16 protein-coding genes and 1 pseudogene are annotated in these 20,704 nt (G+C 60.5%); 11 read left to right on the top strand and 6 right to left on the bottom strand.

Translation table 11 applies throughout. From position 1 onward, the window contains the following. Positions 1–487: 487 nt before the first annotated feature. Positions 488–1,852: an IS1380 family transposase gene (locus VAR608DRAFT_RS20095; RefSeq protein WP_088955659.1), complete on the bottom strand. Its 1,365-nt coding sequence runs from the start codon at positions 1,850–1,852 to the stop codon at positions 488–490. A gap of 59 nt (positions 1,853–1,911) precedes the next feature. On the opposite strand from VAR608DRAFT_RS20095, the gene VAR608DRAFT_RS38290 reads away from it, so the two are divergent. Both VAR608DRAFT_RS38290 and VAR608DRAFT_RS20085 read left to right on the top strand, forming a co-directional pair. Continuing rightward, a complete protein-coding gene (locus tag VAR608DRAFT_RS38290) occupies positions 1,912–2,301 on the top strand; it encodes a 2Fe-2S iron-sulfur cluster-binding protein (RefSeq protein WP_088955658.1) in 390 nt (129 codons plus the stop codon). Between the two features lie 501 nt (positions 2,302–2,802). After that, positions 2,803–3,264: an HtaA domain-containing protein gene (locus VAR608DRAFT_RS20085; RefSeq protein WP_088955657.1), complete on the top strand. Its 462-nt coding sequence runs from the start codon at positions 2,803–2,805 to the stop codon at positions 3,262–3,264. A gap of 80 nt (positions 3,265–3,344) precedes the next feature. On the opposite strand, the gene VAR608DRAFT_RS20080 is transcribed toward VAR608DRAFT_RS20085, so the two are convergent. Both VAR608DRAFT_RS20080 and VAR608DRAFT_RS20075 read right to left on the bottom strand, forming a co-directional pair. Next, positions 3,345–4,634 carry a cytochrome P450 gene (locus tag VAR608DRAFT_RS20080; RefSeq protein WP_088955656.1) on the bottom strand — a complete coding sequence of 430 codons (1,290 nt, stop codon included), beginning with the start codon at positions 4,632–4,634 and terminating at the stop codon, positions 3,345–3,347. Between the two features lie 20 nt (positions 4,635–4,654). Then, complete coding sequence (locus VAR608DRAFT_RS20075) at positions 4,655–5,725, bottom strand: hypothetical protein (RefSeq protein WP_157731060.1); 1,071 nt, start codon at positions 5,723–5,725, stop codon at positions 4,655–4,657. 167 nt (positions 5,726–5,892) lie between these two features. Between VAR608DRAFT_RS20075 and VAR608DRAFT_RS20070 the strand changes: the two genes are divergently transcribed. Further along, positions 5,893–7,146: an alpha/beta fold hydrolase gene (locus VAR608DRAFT_RS20070; RefSeq protein WP_088955654.1), complete on the top strand. Its 1,254-nt coding sequence runs from the start codon at positions 5,893–5,895 to the stop codon at positions 7,144–7,146. A 482-nt stretch (positions 7,147–7,628) separates the two neighbouring features. On the opposite strand, the gene VAR608DRAFT_RS38060 is transcribed toward VAR608DRAFT_RS20070, so the two are convergent. Further along, positions 7,629–8,225 carry a TetR/AcrR family transcriptional regulator gene (locus tag VAR608DRAFT_RS38060; protein WP_157731059.1) on the bottom strand — a complete coding sequence of 199 codons (597 nt, stop codon included), beginning with the start codon at positions 8,223–8,225 and terminating at the stop codon, positions 7,629–7,631. Positions 8,226–9,024: 799 nt separating this feature from the next. Between VAR608DRAFT_RS38060 and VAR608DRAFT_RS20060 the strand changes: the two genes are divergently transcribed. The 5 genes from VAR608DRAFT_RS20060 to VAR608DRAFT_RS20040 all read left to right on the top strand — a co-directional run bounded on the left by VAR608DRAFT_RS20060 (position 9,025) and on the right by VAR608DRAFT_RS20040 (position 15,567). Further along, complete coding sequence (locus VAR608DRAFT_RS20060; protein WP_088955652.1) at positions 9,025–9,810, top strand: TnsA endonuclease N-terminal domain-containing protein; 786 nt, start codon at positions 9,025–9,027, stop codon at positions 9,808–9,810. 176 nt (positions 9,811–9,986) lie between these two features. Further along, positions 9,987–12,008, top strand: coding sequence for a hypothetical protein (locus VAR608DRAFT_RS20055; RefSeq protein ID WP_157731058.1), 2,022 nt, complete (start codon positions 9,987–9,989; stop codon positions 12,006–12,008). Then, positions 12,005–13,492, top strand: coding sequence for an ATP-binding protein (locus VAR608DRAFT_RS20050; protein ID WP_088955650.1), 1,488 nt, complete (start codon positions 12,005–12,007; stop codon positions 13,490–13,492). The genes VAR608DRAFT_RS20055 and VAR608DRAFT_RS20050 overlap by 4 nt, the downstream gene beginning before the upstream one ends. Before the next feature lie 13 nt (positions 13,493–13,505). Next, entirely contained in the window at positions 13,506–15,329 is a 1,824-nt protein-coding gene (locus VAR608DRAFT_RS20045) for a TnsD family Tn7-like transposition protein (RefSeq protein WP_088955649.1), read from the top strand. A gap of 4 nt (positions 15,330–15,333) precedes the next feature. After that, on the top strand, positions 15,334–15,567 hold the full coding sequence (locus tag VAR608DRAFT_RS20040; RefSeq protein WP_088955648.1) for a hypothetical protein: 234 nt from the start codon (positions 15,334–15,336) through the stop codon (positions 15,565–15,567). 238 nt (positions 15,568–15,805) lie between these two features. Here VAR608DRAFT_RS20040 and VAR608DRAFT_RS20035 read toward each other — a convergent pair whose 3' ends face one another. Then, the gene (locus tag VAR608DRAFT_RS20035) at positions 15,806–17,170 is read right to left on the bottom strand and encodes an IS1380 family transposase (RefSeq protein WP_088955647.1); all 1,365 of its coding nucleotides are present in this window, start codon (positions 17,168–17,170) and stop codon (positions 15,806–15,808) included. Positions 17,171–17,311: 141 nt separating this feature from the next. Between VAR608DRAFT_RS20035 and VAR608DRAFT_RS38575 the strand changes: the two are divergent. Then, positions 17,312–17,560: pseudogene (locus VAR608DRAFT_RS38575) on the top strand (TniQ family protein); the annotation flags it as partial. 360 nt (positions 17,561–17,920) lie between these two features. Continuing rightward, a complete protein-coding gene (locus VAR608DRAFT_RS37150; protein WP_157731057.1) occupies positions 17,921–18,727 on the top strand; it encodes a hypothetical protein in 807 nt (268 codons plus the stop codon). A gap of 70 nt (positions 18,728–18,797) precedes the next feature. Here VAR608DRAFT_RS37150 and VAR608DRAFT_RS20025 read toward each other — a convergent pair whose 3' ends face one another. Further along, on the bottom strand, positions 18,798–19,532 hold the full coding sequence (locus tag VAR608DRAFT_RS20025; protein WP_269458486.1) for an AAA family ATPase: 735 nt from the start codon (positions 19,530–19,532) through the stop codon (positions 18,798–18,800). A gap of 85 nt (positions 19,533–19,617) precedes the next feature. On the opposite strand from VAR608DRAFT_RS20025, the gene VAR608DRAFT_RS20020 reads away from it, so the two are divergent. Continuing rightward, entirely contained in the window at positions 19,618–20,637 is a 1,020-nt protein-coding gene (locus tag VAR608DRAFT_RS20020; RefSeq protein ID WP_197700395.1) for a hypothetical protein, read from the top strand. Positions 20,638–20,704 lie beyond the last annotated feature (67 nt).

Raw genomic sequence — 20,704 nt, 5'->3', positions numbered from 1 at the left:
AGAGAGCACCGAGTCACGATCCAGTTGAGCGCGAGGATTGTCGACTGTGGCCAACGACACTCCTGCGGGTTGGGGGTCTCGGTATGGTCAGGTGACACGTTTCCAACAAAAATTGGATAACCATGATCTGAGTGATCCGTGATCCTTATTTAGCAATGACGTACTAATGTCAGCCATGACTGCAACATCCCATATTTCGGCCTTGTCGAGGCGCATCCCATGACCTCTGTCATATTCCTGAATCCGTGACCCCTGTATGCCGATCCGGTTCAATTGCCCTGCCAATTCGCCCTTAATGGGTGCGCAGCGGATGTCCAGTGACCGCATGGCTCAATTGCAGCCTCTTCGTTCCGTACTGAACGCCCAGAGATGCTCTGCAACCGTGCGCACAGGGGCGATTTCCGTGCGCCGTTGCACGCTTGTGCGCGCTGCGCGACGTGGGGCCGCCGGCGAGGTACTGGATGTTGTGCTGGCGCCTGGACTGCCTTCAGCCGCCGGTGCCGGCAAGTTGCCAGTGCAATCGCTCGAAGGCGCTGGCCGCGCGATCGTTGGCCCCCAGGCCGAGGATGACGCGCCGGCCATGCTCGATGAGACGACCGGCGCGGTAGATGAGCTCCTGCATCACCGTCTTGATGCGCCGGCGCTTGGCCGCGTGACGCACTGGCGCATTCGGCCCGTGCAGCCCGGCCTGGCCCATCAGGCGCAGGATGTTCATGGCCAGCGCCGCGAGTTCGCACACCAGGTAGTTGGTATCGAACTTGCCCGAGGGCAGCCGCTCCAGGTCGAGGTCGGTCTTGAACTCGGAATGGAACTGCTCGTGCGTGCCGTGGTCGGCGTACAGCGCGATGACGGCCTTCGCATCGAACTGTCTGGCCTCCAGGCTCGTGCTCCAGCCGTCCAGCGTGAGCTTGGGTTCGATCAACAGCTGACCCTTCGCATCGATGGTGCGCTCGGTCAGGCGCAGCACGCGGCGCAGCGGCCGCTCGATGCCTTCGATGGACAGCGATTCCTCCCACACTGTCACGCGCTTGCCCGCGCGCGGATGCTCCCAGAGCGTGGCTGCGTCGGCATCGAGTCGCTCGGCCAGCGCCACCACGTGGGTGGTGCGCGGATTCCATTTGATCAGCCAGTCCACCTGCGGCTGGCCGGCATGGTTATAGGACTCGATGACGCGCATCAGCGCCGCCGAGTCGAAGCCAGAATCCAGGCGCGCCAGGATCGGCGCCTTCGGGCCCGCCGCACTCAGGCGCTGCGCCATCGGGATCACGCGCTCGAAGTTGAATTGTGTCTCCGACGCCGAGTGCTGCACGCCCGGGCGCAGCGCCAACTCCAGGCAGAACCCGTGCGAGCCCAGATAGGCCGCCAGCGGACAGTAGCCATCGACCCCGGCATAGGTGCGCCCCACGCCGTCCTTGGCGGTGCCGCCGTTGTCCATGGCGAACGTATCGACATCCAGCGCCACCCAGCCGCAAGGCAGCACGCCGTAGTCCGGGCGCGCGCCAGCCAGCAGTGTCTCGATCAGCGGCGGCATGAAGTCAAACAGGTCGCCCGCGCGGGCATCCATGCGCTGGCGCAGCGTCGGGCTCGAAGGCAGCAGTTTGATGCCCAGTGCCTGCTTGAAGAACGCATCACCGCGGAAGTTCTCGATCGCATCGAAATCGCTCTTGCCCTGCACCAGCAGCCCGACGTAGCTGCGCAGGATGTCGCTGTTGGCCACGCCGCCGACGACGCGCAGCGCGGTGTCGATGTGCCTGAACACCGGGGCGAGTCGCTTCAGGTGGTGTCCCACCAGGGCCAACCCCGCCACGGGCGTGAGGTCGTAGTCGAGTTGCTTGACGATGAAGGGGCGCATTGGAGGTTGACTCGGGTGCTGTGTCTTGCAACAGCAGCATTAAACGCGCCACATCGGTCATGCCCCTGATCAACCCCCCCGAATCGACCCCCACCCTCAGGGTGAGCCACCTTCACTCTCGCGCTCACGGATTCAGGATATTCATACAGCCAGATGGCAACAAAGTGAAGGTTGATGCCGTTGACGGAACGTCGGTAATGAAAGCCGCGATAGCCTCTGGGGTCCGAGGCATCATCGGAGAATGTGGTGGGGACCTTTCGTGTGCTTCGTGCCATGTCTTTGTAGTTAAGGAGTGGTTCGACCTGCTCGGTCCAATCGGAGCGTTCGAAGACGAGATGCTGGACGCTACCTCCGAAGACCGTACCGACTGCAGTCGGCTGTCATGTCAGATCGTGGTGACTCCTTCTCTGGAGGGTCTGACCTTGACTGTGCCGGCAAGCCAACGGTGACCAGCACAGTGAACGTCGCGGTCGTCGGGCTGGGCAATCAGGGGGAGAGGCGGTGGCTGCGCTACGCTCCGCAGGCCACCAGGGCCGGATCTCTCCGATCGGCACCGAGCCTCATTTACCGTACACCCGACCGCCACCGTCCAAGACTTTCTTGATGGGTCTCCCACTCAAAACCCTCTGATCTCCTCAGACGACCGACTCCCCGTGACCGGATGAAAAACGGCATGCTCTGCAAACCAGATTTGCTCGCACTCCTAAGCGAACTTTGTATCGACGGGCGCGCGGTGTCCGCGTCCGCAGCGCTCTGTGAGATGAGCCGGCTACGGAGCAGGTCTACGCGGCGGATGCCGATGTCACGCTCGAGTGTGCGCGCTCTGGATGCCGCAGCCGCGATTGCGGATGGTTGGAAATCGACGCCCGTCCGGGAGCGCGAAGCCTATGCATTCGCGCACTGTATGAAAGCGGATAGGGTGCGAGGCGACTTTGCCTTGTTGATGGCTCATGATCGCTGAAGATGCGGTCGGCCTCGAATGGGGCTTCAAGGCGAGCTTCCGTGACTACCTGGCTCGGATGCGCGGCTCGGTTGAAGTAATCGAACCCGCGGAAGCCACCGGCGACTCGTTCTTTTTTCCCTATGTTGGGCGAAAGAGGGTGGAGTCCTCCCTCGTGCTTCGGTTTGGGGGCGAGGTCGGGTTTACAGGACATGGCGGGTTGCTACGTCTCCGTCTCGCCCAGCCCATGCTCGTCTTCGACCAGACAACGGTGGGCGTCGCCGTGAAGCACCCGCAGGACGAAAGCGCATTTGTCGTCATCGCGCGGCTGACGCCGGGAAGCAGCGCCGGGCCCATTCAAGCCACCCTCTCCCAGGCCGGCTCCAACATCCTCATGGGCACGTATTCCGAAGGGACGGAACTTGACCCGATTCGATTGCGTCTCCCCAAGAGGTTAAAGCACCGCGGGTAGCAGGCGCGCGACGCGCGAGAGCCCGCGCCGACAACATCGAAGAAGCCTCCCGCGCAATGCGTGGAAGGCCCGTTCAGAGGTCAGGAGGTGGAGACGCGTTTACCCGGGGTGAACGTCGTCCGAACGCTCTCAAAGCCGTTGAAGGACTTGTCAGCGTACGGAACGATGTCGTCCGTGGCGATGTGGAAGTCCGGAATGCGCTTGAGGATCTCTTCGATCATGATGCGCAACTCGAGCCGCGCCAACGGAGCACCGAGGCATCGGTGCGGGCCAGCGCCGAAGGCGAGGTGGTCTTTGGCATTTGCTCGGTCGAACTTGATCGTCTCGGGTTCTTCAAACTTGCGCGGATCGCGATTACCCGGCGCGAAGCCCAACATGACCGCATCACCCGCTTTAAGTTTCTGCCCCCCGAGTTCGATGTCATTCATGACCGTACGCGACGTACCGAAGAACGGGCTGTTGTAGCGGAGTATCTCTTCAATCGCATTCGGAATTAGCGTCGGGTCATCGATCAGCCGCTGCCTGTGGGTCGGGTTCACGCTGAGGTAGATCATCATATGCGCTAGCGTGGACGTGGTTGTGTCCGTCGCGGCGAAGGTGAGTCCGTTCAGAATCGTTGCGGCCTCCGCCTCGCTCACCGGAGTGCCTTGGATCGAACCTGCGAGAAGAGCACTAGCGACATCGTTCTTCGGTTCCTTCGCGCGCTCGGCCACCAGAGCTGCGAGCTTTTTGCGCGTCTCGACGACGCGGCGCCCGGCTTCCTGCGAACCCGGTCGCGCACCCATCTCGTGAACCGCGAGTGCGAAATCAAGCCAGTCCGCCTTGTCGAACCCGATGATTCCAATCGTTACCTTTGTCGTGATCTGAAGAGCAAACTCCATGATGAGTTCCACTGAACCAGTCTCGATCACAGAATCCAGAGCTTCTGTAACAAGACGCCGGACCTCTTCATCGTGGCCACGCACCGCTTTAGGGGTAAAGAATGGCACCTCGAGCCTGCGGATGTCTGTGTGCATCGGCGGATCGCACTCGCTCGGTACGAAGCGAACACCGGTTCCAAGCTTGCTAAAGGGGATACTCACGCCGCGCCGTTGGAACGGCAACGGCTCCGGAAGGTTCGCGAGGTCACGCGATACGAAAGGGTCACCTTCGATCCCGTCATGCGCCGAGGAAAAAACGGGCCAGTTGTCTGCTGCCGCATTGACCTCCTCGAAGCCCGCAAGCATCCAGAACCCGTTCCAAGCTGGCGTATAGGCCACCGGGAAATCGGCGGCCATCTCGTTCAGCTCATTTGAATAGTTCGACGCGAACTCCCGGCTGTGGTGGTCGAAGTGGCGTTCGACCCGGGGAGTCTTGATCTCGATTGACATAGCTTTGCTCCTTTGTTTTATCAGTTGATGGGTTCGTTGCCCCGCTGGTTAATCTTGTGCTGGAGGGCGCACAAGATCATCGTGAGCTCCATGACGTGCTCACCCGTCTTCCAGAGCTTGTCGGTCTCGGTCGGTTCGACCGCCCTCCCGAACGATGCCGGTGTCCACGACCCGTCCGCATTCTGGCGTTCGAGGAACCATTCGCCCATCCGGATCGCGTGGATGGTGAGATCGGATGCCCGGTCGACAAGGATCCCATTCGCGACCCCCCACGCGAACTTGCAGATCTGTACCGACCGCCGATCGTTGTACTGGGCCTCAGTGCCATCGATGTTCAGTTGCAGGTACTGACGAGCTAACGCGATCGCTGCGCTTTCCCTGGTCAGCGAACCGTAGTCGTAGAGAAACGCAGCAGCGATCGCGGGGTTGTAATACGGCTGCAGCGGAGCGGAGAGGTCGACCTTGTATTTGAACTGTGAGGGGAAGTCGTCACCCGACGGCTTGGTCAGCTCTCCGTTGTCATCCATTACCGGGTAAAGCACCTTGGGCAACTCAGGCTGGGCAGCCCACAGTCGAACGAACCAGCCATAGATAGGATCGGCGATATCGCGCCGGTTCGCGACGATCGCGGCAAGTCCGAGCTGCGCAGTTTTGAGAACATCCTGCTCCGTGTTCACGCGCTTTCGACGGTCGTAGACCCCGCCCGTCACCTGGCTCTGGAAGGTCGCGCACCGGTCGAGCAGGCAATTCGCCAGGTCGTAGCGACCAAGCCTCCAAGCGGCAATCGCCAACGCGGAGAGCTCATAGATGGGACTCGCGCCCGGGGCGAACTCCATCGGCCCCGGTCGGAGGTCGTACTGCTCGTCGAAGGCATTGTGCTCGGCCCAGGCAAGCACTGACGCGGCGGTGACTGAGTCGCCCGCAATACTCAGAGCCCAGGGGAGCCGCCACCAGCGATTCGTCGACTCGGCACCGACGGGCTTACCGTCAGCACCAACATGCGAGCGCAACCACTCCACGGCAGCGCTGCGGCCCTTTTGGAGGGCCAGAAGCTGAGCGTCGGTCACCACGCCGGTCCGTAGATCGGTCATCTTCAACTCCTCTTTTTGTTGAGTCGTGCTTGTCATTGAATAAGTGGGTTTTGCTCATGTCATCTTCATAGAATTTGACGTACCCTGTCAAGATGGCATACATTGACAGATGTGGCCGTGACATGGTGTTGCAGGTGGCCCGCATATCGAATGGAAGGCTTCAATAGATGAGACTTGACCAAGGAGCGCTGTTTTCCCGCGCATCCACAGACCCCGAACTTCTGTGGAAGCTCCGCGGCTTTGATGGCACCGTCCGCATTGGGCTGGGCCAGCAAATGATCGATCTAATCATCGAGGGCGGCAGTCTCATCGCGCTCGGCAACGGGGAAGGCGACGCAACTGTGACGCTCGCCGAATCCGCCGAGTTCTGGGATAACGCGTTAATGTCCAAGCCCGAGCGAGGCTACGAGAAGTTCTTCTTTAACCTCAAGGGCGATTGGATCAAAGACGTCGCTCCATACGTGGGCGCGTGGATGCGTCTCTTCCATATCGTGCGCGAGACGGCGAACGGGCGCTCCCTTGAGATTCCCGGTATCACTGACCCTTTCATCGATTCCGACGACCCCGTCGGCCGCTATGTGCGCTACTCCGTGGACGGGACGGAGTATCGGGTGTACTACGAGACTGCAGGAAGCGGCCCCATCCCGGTCCTTCTTCTGCACACTGCGGGAGCCGACGCCCGTCAGTGGCGGCACCTGCTTGCCGATCCGGAACTCCAGCGGCGATATACCCTCGTCGCCCTTGATTTGCCGTACCACGGCAAGTCGATTCCCCCTACGACGGCGCGCTGGTGGGAGGGAAAAATGGTCTTTACTAAGGAAATACTAGAGGGCTGGATTGTGGGGTTCATCGATGCGATTTCGCTCGACCGACCTATCTTCGTCGGCTGCTCGGTCGGCGGCCAGCTTGCTTCTGATCTCTGCGCCGACCACCCCGAAAAAATCCGCGGCGCCGTCGGCATTAACGGGCTGTACCACATGGACAACTTCGACAAATTCGACAATGACATGTTCCGCGATCCCCGCGTACCCGCCGAACTGTTCGGAACGATGAACTTCGGGGCCACCTCACTGTTCGGACCGGAGCCGTTCCGCCGCGAGCTGTATTGGATCTATAAGGCGAACTTCCCAGGCGTCTACGCAGCCGATAACGAGTACTTCATGCACGGTCACGACCTCCGCAAGAACGGCCACCTCATCGACACCACCAAAACTCCATTGACGATTCTTAACGGTGAATATGACCTCAGCCAAGGCGCTCCGGATGCCGGCGGCCAGAAGATCGCCGAAATGATCCCTGGCGTGAAGTACCGCACCATGATCGGTCAAAGCCACTTTGCCCCAACCGACGACCCCTTGGGATTCAGGGAGTGGCTGATTCCTGCCCTGGACGAAGTGGCAGCAGACAGTACGCCGACGTAGTCCCGACCGCTCTCGGGAAAGGGCTTGATGTCACGACCATCCCCGACCCTCCTCTCAACCGGCGCCCCACCGCCGTCGACCCTCAACACGGTTGACAACCCCATGGTCAAACTCTACCCGCTGCGGCCGGCTTAACGGGCCGAGCGGCTTCTTCCCGGCTGGCGAGATCGCTGGCGTGCAGACCAGACCCGCTTTATCTGATCGACTACCCAGAAGGCCAGGAACTGTTCGACACGGGCGTGAACCTGCGTATAAAGAGTGGGGCAATGCCAGCAACACGGGCTACCACGTGTCAAGTCCGACGCGGCTTGCAAATGCCACTTTGGTCATTCAGCCATCCAGCAGCGAGCCAAACGCGGTGTCACCCTGGCCCCGAGCACAAGCCGAACTATTTCGAATCGACCACCCGGTGAAGCGCGGCTGGGGCCGCTTTGCGGGCACTTCGCTTAAGGAAAGGCCCTTCCTGCGCGGCGAATGGCGACTTACTGCGCAGGAATTGGGCCCGACCGCAGGAGAAAGTAGCGATCAAGGTGGGTAGCCAGCTTAGTCCTAGGAATGAGGGCCCGGCGTCGCCAAGCGGCACGAAGTCCGGCCATCGTGAAGGCCGCATAGAAGCTCGGACGATCATCTTGCGTGGTGTCGACGTTCATCCGGATGCCGATAGCGAGTGACAGATCGTGCTCCCAGTACTCCCAGTGCTGCAGAATCCCAGAGTGCAAGCTCGGAGATTCCTGGGACAGGCGCGCCACCAAGTCAAATTCCCGCTTTTGCTGACCTGTCAATGACGAGAACGGGTCGAGGCAGCGGCGCAGCGCTTCAAGCATCGGTTCGGAAGCTGGGCGTTCGATTAGACGTCGTCGTACGACGGGGCCGAGATCGTCGAGCCAGCTCAAGACGAGCTCCTCCTTAGAGCTGAAATAACGGTAAAAGGTGCGCGGGGAAATTCCGGCCAACAAAGCGATCTCGTCCACAGACGTCGCTTCGAACCCGAACCGCTCGAACAGCTCGCGCCCCGCCTCGGAGATCTGTTTAGAAACAGCTCGCTTCCCTATTGCTCGTGCACCCTCGTTCACTGCCACGATCCGATATCTCCTTTACGTCCACCCTTACTGTAGCAGTAAGACAAGTCGGCACCCCTTGTCATCATGGCAGTACGCCTAGAGTTCGCGGAGCGGGAGGAAGAAACCTCGCGCCGCACACCACGACCGGCGTGTGCCGTCCGCTCTCGCGGTCCGATGTGCAGATGTCGCTGAGCGCGATCCAGCGGCTACTTTCCGAACTCGCGCGCTGCGCACCCAGCGCCATGGCGAATATCCGTGCGAACTTGAGCGTTCTCTGGTCGGAGCGACCTTCGATGACCAGGCTTGGATTGAAGAGCGGTTCCCATCCAACCTCAACTTGCGATAGGAATATCCACGAATGGCGTAGGAGGCAACGTCGCGATCGTCACGGGTGACCTCGCGGTTGATCGGTCGCTCAGGCCCATCTGTCGGTCGTCGAGGCGCTCTTCGAGGCGAGTACCACTGCACCTTCCCACGGCTTCGTGTATGACGCCAGCTGGAGCCGTGGTCCTCGATCCCCCCATCCGGCGCACCCTCGCGGCACTGCGTTCTTGAAACTTGAAATCCGAAGACTAAGCTAGGACCATGGACACGCCGCGGCGATGCGGTACCTCGCGAAAGCGATTCGCAAGAGCGCTGTACGTGTCGCTGCAGGGCACTGAGCTGACTCGCCTCTCCCCACAGCACGTTGGTGCAGCTGGATCGGATCGACAGAGACCAGCTGAACACCGGTTTCTACCGGGACGCGAATCCTTTGGTCGCCTCTGGTCTAGCAAACTCCACTTTACTCGGAGACGGGCGCTGACAGCCGACGGTCATGGACTGGCCCCACGATCCTTCTCTGTATCCCCCGTATCTGCAAGCCGCTATCCGGAGAGGAATCGGCTTGGGGGAAGGAGCTGCCTATCAGTCATGGATCAAGACATCCGACTTCGGATCTCGTGGCACTTGTTCGAACTTTGAAGGTATCAGGATCAACCGTCCTTTTCACTTTTTGTCGTCCCAAGAAGCTACCTACTTTCTCATGGAGGAACGCAACCGCGAAAACGCTGACATTCAGGAACAACACGCAATTCTGGACATCCAGAGCACGATGCGCCTCTGTGCGCGGTTCGGCGTGAAGCACATTTATCGGGGACGAAATCCAAGTCCCTTCACCATCGATTTCGTCCTCAGCAAGCGCGTCGGCAAGAAGATCGTTCCTCACGCACGAAGCATCAAACCTCCGAAGGAGCTGCTCAAACCGAAGGTGGTTGGGCGCCTCAACATCGAGTATCAGTGGTGCCTGGAGGTCGGGCTCGACTGGGCATGGGTAGACACGAGAGACTTCACGCCAGAACTCCTCAGCAGTCTGCGATTCATCCGGCAGTGGTTTGTGGATCGCTATGAGCCGAACGAGGCGACAGCCAGACGCTTCGCAGACGCGTTCCAACGCTCATTTGAGATGGGTGCACCCCTCGAGGAACTCGTGCAAAAGGCCGCATCCAGAGCCCGGCAACGGGATGGGCTCAGCCTCTTCAGGTACTGCGCATGGTCCGACCTGATCCGGCTCGACCTGCGGCGACCCATCAGCCTGGATCACTCAGTGATCCTCTTGCCATGAAGGCGGACGGTTTAACGCCCGCCGGCACAACAACCCTCGCCGTCGGATTGCTGATTCGCTACAAGGGCCGACACACAGGGTGGCCTCTTCGCATTACACACGTCTTCAAATCCAGCGTGTATGTGATGGCGTACTCGACGCCCGCCGGGGCGCGGTCCGCCCTAAAGCCTCGTCGAATGAGCCGACTCAGCGTTGAAGGTGACCTCAAGGCTCGCAAAGCAGAGCTTTGCAAGGTTGAGCTCCCCGATGAGTTCTACAGGACGCATCCAGTACCCGCCGAAGAGGAGCTGCTGGACAAGAAGCGGAAGAAACCTGAGCGGACCATCGACGTCCTTTTTGAGTGGATCGCGCCGCTCGTGAAAAAATTTGATGTCGAGAGCAACCTCTCGCGGGCGCGCTTTAAGTCGGAGATCAAGAACCGGGCCGACGAGCTCGCAATGAGCTTCACGACCATCTATCGGACCCTTCTTCGCTTCTACTACTTTGGGCGAATCCTGGAAGGGTTGACGCCCATGGTTCCCGGCCCGGAGCCCGGGACAGGCACGACAACCGGAGCCGACCCATCCAATCCCCGTCGAAGAAGAGCCCGCCAACCCGTGTTGGCGTCGACGCTTGGAAAAAACACATTCGTCGTGGGAGATGACGATGTCGGCGACATGATTCGTGCGGCCAAGAGGGCCGCCAAACGCAAGTCCGACCTTGAAGACGTGCATGACCAGTACATGAAGCGCGAGTTCAAGAAGCGGCATCCTGAAATCTTTGAGGACTGGATCAACGAGCGATGCGTGTTGCCGGTCACGGAACGCCAGTTTGCCATGTACACCAAAGCCCACGCCGACTACGAGCAGGAGGTACTGGACAACATTCCCGCCCTTGCTGGAAACGACCCCGGCACGTCAGTGCGCGCGAGCGGTCCCGGCGAGATCTATGAGGTTGACGCGACCGGCGGAAGGATTGACGTCGTGGGCAAAGACGCATCCGGCGAGCCCGTACTGCTGTACAGGCCGTGGATCTACTTGATGATCGATCGGTGGAGTCGGTTCATCGTGAGCGTGTATGTCACCTTGGGCGCACCGTCGTGGGAGGAACTCAAGTACGTGCTCCTTCTGGCGTTCACTCCGCGCGTTGCACGATTTCGTTGCTTGGCAATCGAAGTTGACGAAGGCCGATGGGCTGTCGGACGCATACCTTCTGCACTCGCGCATGACAGAGGAAGCGAGCTTGTATCCATCGCCAACCTCAACGCATCGGTAAGGCAGTTGCGCATGGAGTCCCTTACGATGCCGCCCCTGACCCCGAACGCCAGACTGATAGAGCGAAGCATCCGGGAGCTCAAGCGGAACATGGCCCGGCAAAGGTTGCCCGGTGTTTATGCTGAACGCCCCATGGATCCGGTGAGCAGGCGAGTTGCACAGAGCGCGCGAAGGGTTGCCGCCAGCTCTCTCCAGGATGTGTACAGGGCCGTTCTCAAAGCCGTAGACGAACACAACAACAGGCCTCACAGCGCTCTCAAAGGGAATCTCCGATTGATTCGGGCGGGTGTCCCTCCGACACCGCTCCAGGCGTATCTCTGGGGGTGCGAGCACATGACCGGATCACGCGTGTCATCCCTTAAGGAGAAGGATCTGAGGCGTATGCTGCTTTCTATCGGGAAGGGGTCGATTGCTGATAGCAGAGTGAGATTCGCGAAGCGGACCTATGAGCCGGTTGATGCGGCGGCACTCGCACTGGCAAATGAGTCGACGACGAAGCCCAAGGGCGTGGAGATCAGGTTCGACAAGACGTTCCGTGAAGAACTGCATGTCGTGACATCCACAGGTGAGTGGTCCTTATGGCGGATGATCGACTCGGACAGACAGCAGACCCGGGGGGCCATGATGGAGGAAGAAGCGGCCCTTGAAAAGCACGGTGCGCTCCTATGGGCCAAGGCGAAGAACGACCACAAGAGAGAGCGTGCCTCGACGAACGCGAAGAGACCGGCACCGGCTAGGCAGCCGGCTCGCCATGCGAGTCGTGATGAGGTCCGGGCGCGGCGGGGCAGCCAGACCCGCAAACTGAAGGAAGCATTGACCGGCCGAAAGACCGACCTGCCCGATCGCCCCGCGCCTTCAAAATCCCGCGCCCCGAACTGGAAGGATCTTGAAAAGCAAGAGCGCCTCAAGATCATCAACCGGACGAGCCAACGGAGGTCATCATGATCGAATTCCGTTCCATCCCAGCCGTGTACAGGCCGACCGGAGTGAAGAGGTACGACGGCAACCCTTACATCGAGGCTCTTCCACAAATGGAGGAGACCAAGAACGACATCCTGGACCGCATTGAATACTTCCCTCCGATCTTCACTGCGAAGGACAGAGCCAAAGGCGAGCTTGTTCGGATCGCCGAACTGGCTCGCATTGGATCGATCATCTATCCGTTTGCGGAATACAGAAAACCTGCCAGCAACACGACCCTCAATATCCGAGAGGCGTACGTCAGCCGCAATCCATGCAAGGTGGAAACGCAACGGCGGGACACCATGATCGCCACGATGAAGGATCTGAATGACGAGGAGGCATTCCGATCGATTGCTTTCAAATCGAGTGCGCTCGGCCAACTGATCATGGCCGTCAGCGGGAGCGGTAAGACAACGCTTGGCGGCGGGGTGCTGGCACCTTACTGCTGTGTGATCGAACATACGGAGTACAAGGGTCAGCCGTTCCGGCGCAGGCAGATCCCGGTGATCCCCATGTCAGTCTTGAACAACGGATCACTGATGGGCTTTTGCATCCAATTTTTCGAAACGATCGACATGGTTCTGGGAAACACGCACTACGCCAGGGAAGCCAAGGCTCTGCGAACGATTCCGCTGATGACCTTGCTGATCCGTAAAGTGGTCAAGGCCGTGGGTCTCGGCTTGATCTTCATCGATGACGTTCAGAATCTAAGAGCCGTTAGGGGAAAACAGGCCGAGATGGTCTTGGACCTCTTCAGTTACCTGCTCGAAATCGCAGGCGTATCCCTGCTTCTGTCGGCGACGCCCGCGTTGGAGCCCGTAATGGCAAGGAGCGTGCGTAATATCCGGAAGCTGACCACAGGAGGGATGAGCAGGTTTCCTGTCATGACCCGACACGATCCGCAATGGATTGCGCTCGCTACGGCCGTGTGGCGCTACCAAAACGTCAAGCATCCCGGTCCTCTGACAGAAGACATTCTCGATGCGTGGCATGCCTGCAGTGGCGGCAACCCGGCGTTCACCTTGCTGAGCTTTGCTTTGGCACAGAGGCAAGAGATCGGCGAACGGGAGACACTGGACGTATCGTCGTTCGAGAGGGTCTTCGAAACGGACATGATCCTTCTCAAGCCTGCCATCAAAGCACTGCTTTCAGGAAAGGCAACTGATCTTCAGAAGTTCGACGATCTGGTTCCCAAGAGCGGCTTGATGGAATTGCTCGACCAACTTGGGTGGGCGCGTGAGACCACGGAGAGTGCTGCAGGCGAGCCCGAGTTCGAAGAACTGGAAGAGAAGGACAACGAGCAACAGGAGCGGCCAGACGCCCCGGCGCGAGGGGAACACAAGGCCGGCATTCCGACCAGAGGGAAAAGAAAGGCAACACCGGAAAGTGCCACCAAAGGGCCAGCGACCTCCAAGACGCCCCAGCGGAAAGCCAGGGGCCTTCCTTCGGTCAAACCTTCCTTCTAGTCCGTCGGCTGCCATGGCTCCAAGAGGCCCCCTCCCCTTCACGCCTCTGCACCAGAAGGACGAGACGCTCTACAGCCATCTCGGACGTGTGAACGCCCACAACTGCTGCGCGGGCTCGAGCCGGCGTTTTTTGCATGAGGTCTTTGGGGACATGAAAGCTGTCTCCAGTGCCGACCTCCCCTCAAGGCTCGACTCGATGCTCGACCGCTGGCCTGAGGTCAGCCCGTATCCAACGGTCGACGAGGTGATCGAGAAGACGACTCAGTATCCCTACCACCGGTCCTTCATGCCCGCGGAACGTTGGAAGGAGCTTGTTCGGCGCGCGTCTTGCGGCCCCGGAAGCTCATTGAAGACCTGGCTCGGCTTGGTCGCTCACCGCTTCTCCGCCAGCGCGATGTTTCGTTCATGCATCGAATGCGACCGGCTGTCATGGGACATCAATGGCGTGCTCTACTGGCACCGGTCCCACATGCTGCCGGGCGTCGTGGTCTGCCCGATCCACCGGATGCCCCTCATCGAGCACTTCATGCAGAGCAAGGACAGCGAGCGAAGCGCTTTGCGTCTTCCGCCACTCGCGGGCACTCTCGCCATCGTCACGCGTTCGTCCCTCAGCTCGCTCACTCGGTTTTCCGTGACCTCGGGCGATGCGCTCTGGTCAGAGGACCGCTCACTGACTGGCGACCTATGCGTCGCCACTTATAGGGCCAGGCTGCGGGAGCTGGGCCTTTGCAGCACTTCCGGGAGGGTTCGGTGGGCGGAACTTTCCTCGCTCATCCTGGAATCAAACGACGGATTTCGCGGGTGGTCGGTTGGGGAGCGAATCTCCCAACGCACGGGATCTGTCCTGGGATGGCTTTACGGGCTGCTTCGCGATCGCGAAAGGCTATGCCATCCTTTGACGCACATCGTCCTCATTAACCTCCTCTTCGATTCGTTTGCTGCATATGCAGCTGCGGCGAAGGAGGCCCAAGGCCCCGACCTCAGCAACATCTCGCCGAGGACTGAGGAGATCCTCGATCCAGTGCCACCCGTCGACGTTGCCAACTGCGACGTCAGTTGTCGGGTGGCGGCGATTGAACTCGGCATTTCCGTGACGACAGTGGTCAAGCGTAGACGCGCGCTCGGTCTTCCTATTTCGGAACGGCGCAAGACACTGACACCCGATCGCCTAGCCATCGTCCGGAAGCGGCTTGCCACGGGGGTCCCACCTGCACAAGTGGCGCAAGAAGCACACGTTTCATTGAGTTCGGTGTATCGGATCCGATCCGAGACAGCTGGTCTGGCTTCGCATCCCATGAAAGTGTCCGATGAGGAAGTGGTCGCCTATCGCAAAAGGTGGGTCAGCACGGGCCTGCGGGCCTCTTCTTTCAGGCAACGTCGTGTCCTGGACGGCGCCGCCTATGCGTGGCTCTACCGTCACGACCGTGACTGGTTGACGGCGAATCGTGGGCGCGCCGCCCTGCCGGTCGGTCGAAAGTTGCGGCAGGCCAGGATTGATTGGGACAAACGCGACGAGAACTACGCCCGTCGAATTGCCGCACTGAGCGACGATCAGCGCGGGCGATCGCCGAGGAAAAGGGTATCCGCCTCGGCATTGCTTCGGGGGACAGGAGCTCAGACCTCGATACGAGCGCATCTCTATCGCCTTCCGAAGACCAGGGAAGCACTGCGGACCTGTTCTGAAAGCGTCGGGTCGTTCCAGAAGCAGCGCTATGCGCAAGCGGCCGCAAGTTTGGTCGGTTCCGACGGGTTCTTCGCGCAGTGGAAGGCGCTCAAACTGGCCGGGCTGCGCCAAGCTCCCGCGGACGGCGAGGTCGAACGCGAAAGAAAAGGATAGACGCATGCTCCCCTTCCCGTCGATGGTCGAGTGGGATGCAGACGAACTCGCGGGCAACTACTTTTCTCGCTTGGCGGGAGAGAACGGGGTGTCCTCCAAGTATGCGTTTTTGAGATGGCTCGGGTTCTCGAGGAACCTTTGTCACGGCCAGATCATGGACATCGTCAATTTGAGCCCGACATGGATCGCTCTAGCGGAGAAACTGGAGATCAGTCTTGACGACATCCTGAATCCGTGACCCCTGTATGCCGATCCGGTTCAATTGCCCTGCCAATTCGCCCTTAATGGGTGCGCAGCGGATGTCCAGTGACCGCATGGCTCAATTGCAGCCTCTTCGTTCCGTACTGAACGCCCAGAGATGCTCTGCAACCGTGCGCACAGGGGCGATTTCCGTGCGCCGTTGCACGCTTGTGCGCGCTGCGCGACGTGGGGCCGCCGGCGAGGTACTGGATGTTGTGCTGGCGCCTGGACTGCCTTCAGCCGCCGGTGCCGGCAAGTTGCCAGTGCAATCGCTCGAAGGCGCTGGCCGCGCGATCGTTGGCCCCCAGGCCGAGGATGACGCGCCGGCCATGCTCGATGAGACGACCGGCGCGGTAGATGAGCTCCTGCATCACCGTCTTGATGCGCCGGCGCTTGGCCGCGTGACGCACTGGCGCATTCGGCCCGTGCAGCCCGGCCTGGCCCATCAGGCGCAGGATGTTCATGGCCAGCGCCGCGAGTTCGCACACCAGGTAGTTGGTATCGAACTTGCCCGAGGGCAGCCGCTCCAGGTCGAGGTCGGTCTTGAACTCGGAATGGAACTGCTCGTGCGTGCCGTGGTCGGCGTACAGGGCGATGACGGTCTTCGCATCGAACTGTCTGGCCTCCAGGCTCGTGCTCCAGCCGTCCAGCGTGAACTTGGGTTCGATCAACAGCTGCCCCTTCGCATCGATGGTGCGCTCGGTCAGGCGCAGCACGCGGCGCAGCGGCCGCTCGATGCCTTCGATGGACAGCGATTCCTCCCACACTGTCACGCGCTTGCCCGCGCGCGGATGCTCCCAGAGCGTGGCTGCGTCGGCATCGAGTCGCTCGGCCAGCGCCACCACGTGGGTGGTGCGCGGATTCCATTTGATCAGCCAGTCCACCTGCGGCTGGCCGGCATGGTTATAGGACTCGATGACGCGCATCAGCGCCGCCGAGTCGAAGCCAGAATCCAGGCGCGCCAGGATCGGCGCCTTCGGGCCCGCCGCACTCAGGCGCTGCGCCATCGGGATCACGCGCTCGAAGTTGAATTGTGTCTCCGACGCCGAGTGCTGCACGCCCGGGCGCAGCGCCAACTCCAGGCAGAACCCGTGCGAGCCCAGATAGGCCGCCAGCGGACAGTAGCCATCGACCCCGGCATAGGTGCGCCCCACGCCGTCCTTGGCGGTGCCGCCGTTGTCCATGGCGAACGTATCGACATCCAGCGCCACCCAGCCGCAAGGCAGCACGCCGTAGTCCGGGCGCGCGCCAGCCAGCAGTGTCTCGATCAGCGGCGGCATGAAGTCAAACAGGTCGCCCGCGCGGGCATCCATGCGCTGGCGCAGCGTCGGGCTCGAAGGCAGCAGTTTGATGCCCAGTGCCTGCTTGAAGAACGCATCACCGCGGAAGTTCTCGATCGCATCGAAATCGCTCTTGCCCTGCACCAGCAGCCCGACGTAGCTGCGCAGGATGTCGCTGTTGGCCACGCCGCCGACGACGCGCAGCGCGGTGTCGATGTGCCTGAACACCGGGGCGAGTCGCTTCAGGTGGTGTCCCACCAGGGCCAACCCCGCCACGGGCGTGAGGTCGTAGTCGAGTTGCTTGACGATGAAGGGGCGCATTGGAGGTTGACTCGGGTGCTGTGTCTTGCAACAGCAGCATTAAACGCGCCACATCGGTCATGCCCCTGATCAAACCCCCTCGAATCGACCCCCACCCTCAGGGTGAGCCACCTTCACTCTCGCGCTCACGGATTCAGGGACATGATTCGCCACCTGAGCACAAAGCCTTATTGGGCTTGCTTCTATACACAGCGTCAGGTTCCCAGGACGCAGGTCGGAGCCCTCTCCCAACTTCCCGCTAGCTTGGAGACCATCTTGTCCGTGTCTCATCCGCGGTTGGAGCTCAGGATCTGTCCTATCTGCCTTCTACAGGACCATAGCAGCCCAGCGGGTGTCCCAATCGTTCGCCGAAGTCATCAACTTCCTGGATCTCTGGTATGTCACATGCACGGGGTGAGGCTGATTCACCGATGCCCCGGTTGCAATAGAGTCCTAGTGCCAAGGGCCGACTTTGTGCGAGTGCCGACGCGTTGCGAGAGCTGTGATTACGAGCTGACCCGTCACACTAATCTGCCGCTAATTCGCATGTCACCCATCTACAGGCTTGCGGTGTTCGAGCACGACTGCCTTTACTCCACGTACGATCCGAGGCCCGCCGGGGAGGTAGTCGCTCTGATCAGGCGGATCTGCCGTGAGCGAAAAACGACTGTGGAGGAAGTGGTACTCAAGAAGTTTGGGCCCTTCCTCAAGGATTGGCGCCGCAGTACAGCCGATCCGGTACCTAGCCGAGTGTTCTTACACCAGGAGACCATGCCGACTCTCTGCGCTTGCCTGGTGGCTCTCGGTTTCACGCACGATAGCGTGCAGCAGGCAATCAGTCACTTCGAGACAGACAGTAATGCCTGCGAAAAGGCACCCTACAAGATCGAAAGTGTCTCTCAGGCGCGAAAAATTGTGCTCGCAATGAGTCGGGCCGGTGAACGCGTTTGTTGGTATCGATTGAAAGTGAAATCGAGGTACCTCTTTTGGTTTCTTGTCTTGAACGATCGTGTTTGGCTTGAGAGGCGACTGGCGCCTCGCCGACGTGAGCTGAAGATACCTGCAGTAAGCGAGGATCGCGAAGCCATCCTTACTGGCTCTTCAGAGCATCAACGTCGGCAAGCATACGCCAGGGCATACTATCGAGATCGCGAGTGGATGCTGGCCGCGGTTTCTGGTCGTCGGAGCTCAGGTCAACGCAGACAAATCACCGTTGCACGCGATGCAGCACTCCGAGATTCGATCATGAAGGCAATGGCGGCCTGGTTCGCGAAACCCGGCCGCCCCATAAAGTTCACCCTTGAACGTGCCGCGGCCTCGGTTGGCGTGATCCAGAGCAGGATCCTCAATCTGATCAGTCGAAATCCGCAGGGTCAAGGGAGACTGTATGAGTCGACCACTCACTATCGTCTTCGCGTTCTTTCATGGCTAATGAGGGAAAAAGCGCAGCAAGGTGTGCCCGTGACCCCCGGCCAGCTCTACAAGCAGGCGGGGGTCGCGCCCAGTTGGACAATGCGCCACTTCTGGGCTGCCTCCATTGTCTATCTCTTCGGCCCACCGGGGACTGGCGGCCCTTGAACGGTTTTTCCCTAGCCTAGCCCAGTTCACCGCACGTCGGAATCCTCGGGCCGTGCGGCGCTCGCTTCTACTAATGGAGGAGCGGTCGCCGATCGACTCCGAGAACTTCAGCCGGGAAATCGCTTTCGACCAGTTTCGAGCGTCCCGCGCCGGCCGCTCGCGCCACGGCATCGTGCACAGCTTGCGAAATTTCTCGAGCGGTCAGGTGGGCCAACTTGTGCGCCAGTGCACGATCAGGCACTGCGAATCCTGGTACTGCTCTCTGCTCAATCGCCGTAGACACGACAACTCTTGCGACCTGCAGAGCATCCTCTCCTCGGGGCGATCGAATCTCGAATTGCCTGAATCGCGATAGCAGGGTGGACGGCACCTTGTGAGGGTCGTTCGAGGTCGCGATGTAGATGGCCAGACTCGCATCGAACTCCATATCCAATGATGCGTCACGGACCTTCGTGGCAGTTAGGGGCTCCAGCAGCGAATGTAGTGGCGCAACAGGGTCATACTGGCCACCGCGCGGGGCCTTGTCGATTTCATCGATCAGAAATACGGGGTTGGCGAAGTCCCCGAGAACAATCTCCTCAAAGACGATGCCTGGCGCCGCGTTGCTCCAATGTCGCTCCGTGCCGAGCAAAAGCGACGTGGTCTGGGCGTTCTCCATCGACTGGCGCCGGATGGGCGCCTCCAGGGCCTTGGCCAGGTCGCTCGCAAAGCGCGTCTTGCCCACGCCCGGCGGACCCCATAGATGCAGCGGAGGGATCGTGAGGGGTCCTCGGCTGCGCGAGGAGCACGCGACGTGATCAGCCACGAAGTCGGTCACCTCTCGGAAGTGCGGGTATGCCGCTCTGAGTTGGCTCAAGGAATACGTCCAGCGCGTTGGGGTGAAGGCGGGATTGGCCAACCAGATCCTAGCCGGCAGAGACTTGGACCAGGCGATCCAATCGCGAGTGGTGCCATCGATCGTCCTGTTTTCTGCGATCCACTATCGCGGCATCACAGACGGGCCCGACTTCCAATTCGCCCTGAACGTGGCAAACCCGGACTGGATGCATTTCGGCCGGGACAAGAATGCCGAGCCGACCGAGCAAGAGAAGCGCGAGGACCGCTGGCGCTTGCTTATGCAAGAGCTAGGCATCCACGGCTGTGACGAGTTCGAGAAGGTGCTTGTCGAATTCTTGGAATCGGGGCTGTTCGACGCGGAGCAGGTGCAGGTCATCATCGACCGATACGTCGCCGAAACGGAGGCGCTGCAAGTCAGGCAGGCGGCGCGGGACTTCCTGAATGCGGCGTTCTGGGACCATCGGATGAGCGACGCCGATTTGCTGGTAAAGGCCGGCCAGTTTCCTGCCAGCGCCGGATTGCTCGATCCCTATGTCGTGACCCAACTCTTCGACGCGCTGTCCGAGATCACCGACGGGCAGGCTCTTGGCCAGGCCATCGTCAGCGCCTGGATAGCTGCTTTCGCCGCTGGGGATCACCACGATGTCGAAGACGACAACCCGTTCAACAACCCGATCCATCCGGACATCAAGGCGGCTTTCGACGCCGCCAAAGCGCGCGTCCAAGCGAACGCGACGGTAGTCGACGCGTGCATGGACATCATCAATGACAATGGGTGGGGTACGCTGCAGGAGGTTGCCATGAAGCGGGCCACTGCTGCGGATTTCGAGGCCGCGATACGAGGCATGGAAATCGACAAGCTGCGTCGATTCATGCGGCGGATGATCGAGATGCGGCTTCAGCGCGCAACCTACGACGTTCACTTCGGCACCGCGACGCAGCACTTCGTTGACGCCTGCCGCGCGATCTCTAACGATCCGAACTCCCCTCGGCTCGCGGCCTTGGTCAAGAAGCTTGTCTCCAGGACCGCCCTGGCGGCGGAGCTCAGCACACCGGCAGCCGGACCATCCTAACCTGTCTTGAAGGCCGAGTAAGTGAGGGCTCCTCAGGCGGCATACGCTTTTCGGGCTTGGCGAGCTT

Source organism: Variovorax sp. HW608 (assembly GCF_900090195.1).
Classification (GTDB): Bacteria; Pseudomonadota; Gammaproteobacteria; order Burkholderiales; family Burkholderiaceae_C; genus Variovorax.
Note: the sequence above shows the minus strand (reverse complement) of the source record. Positions and strands in the feature narration are given on the sequence as shown.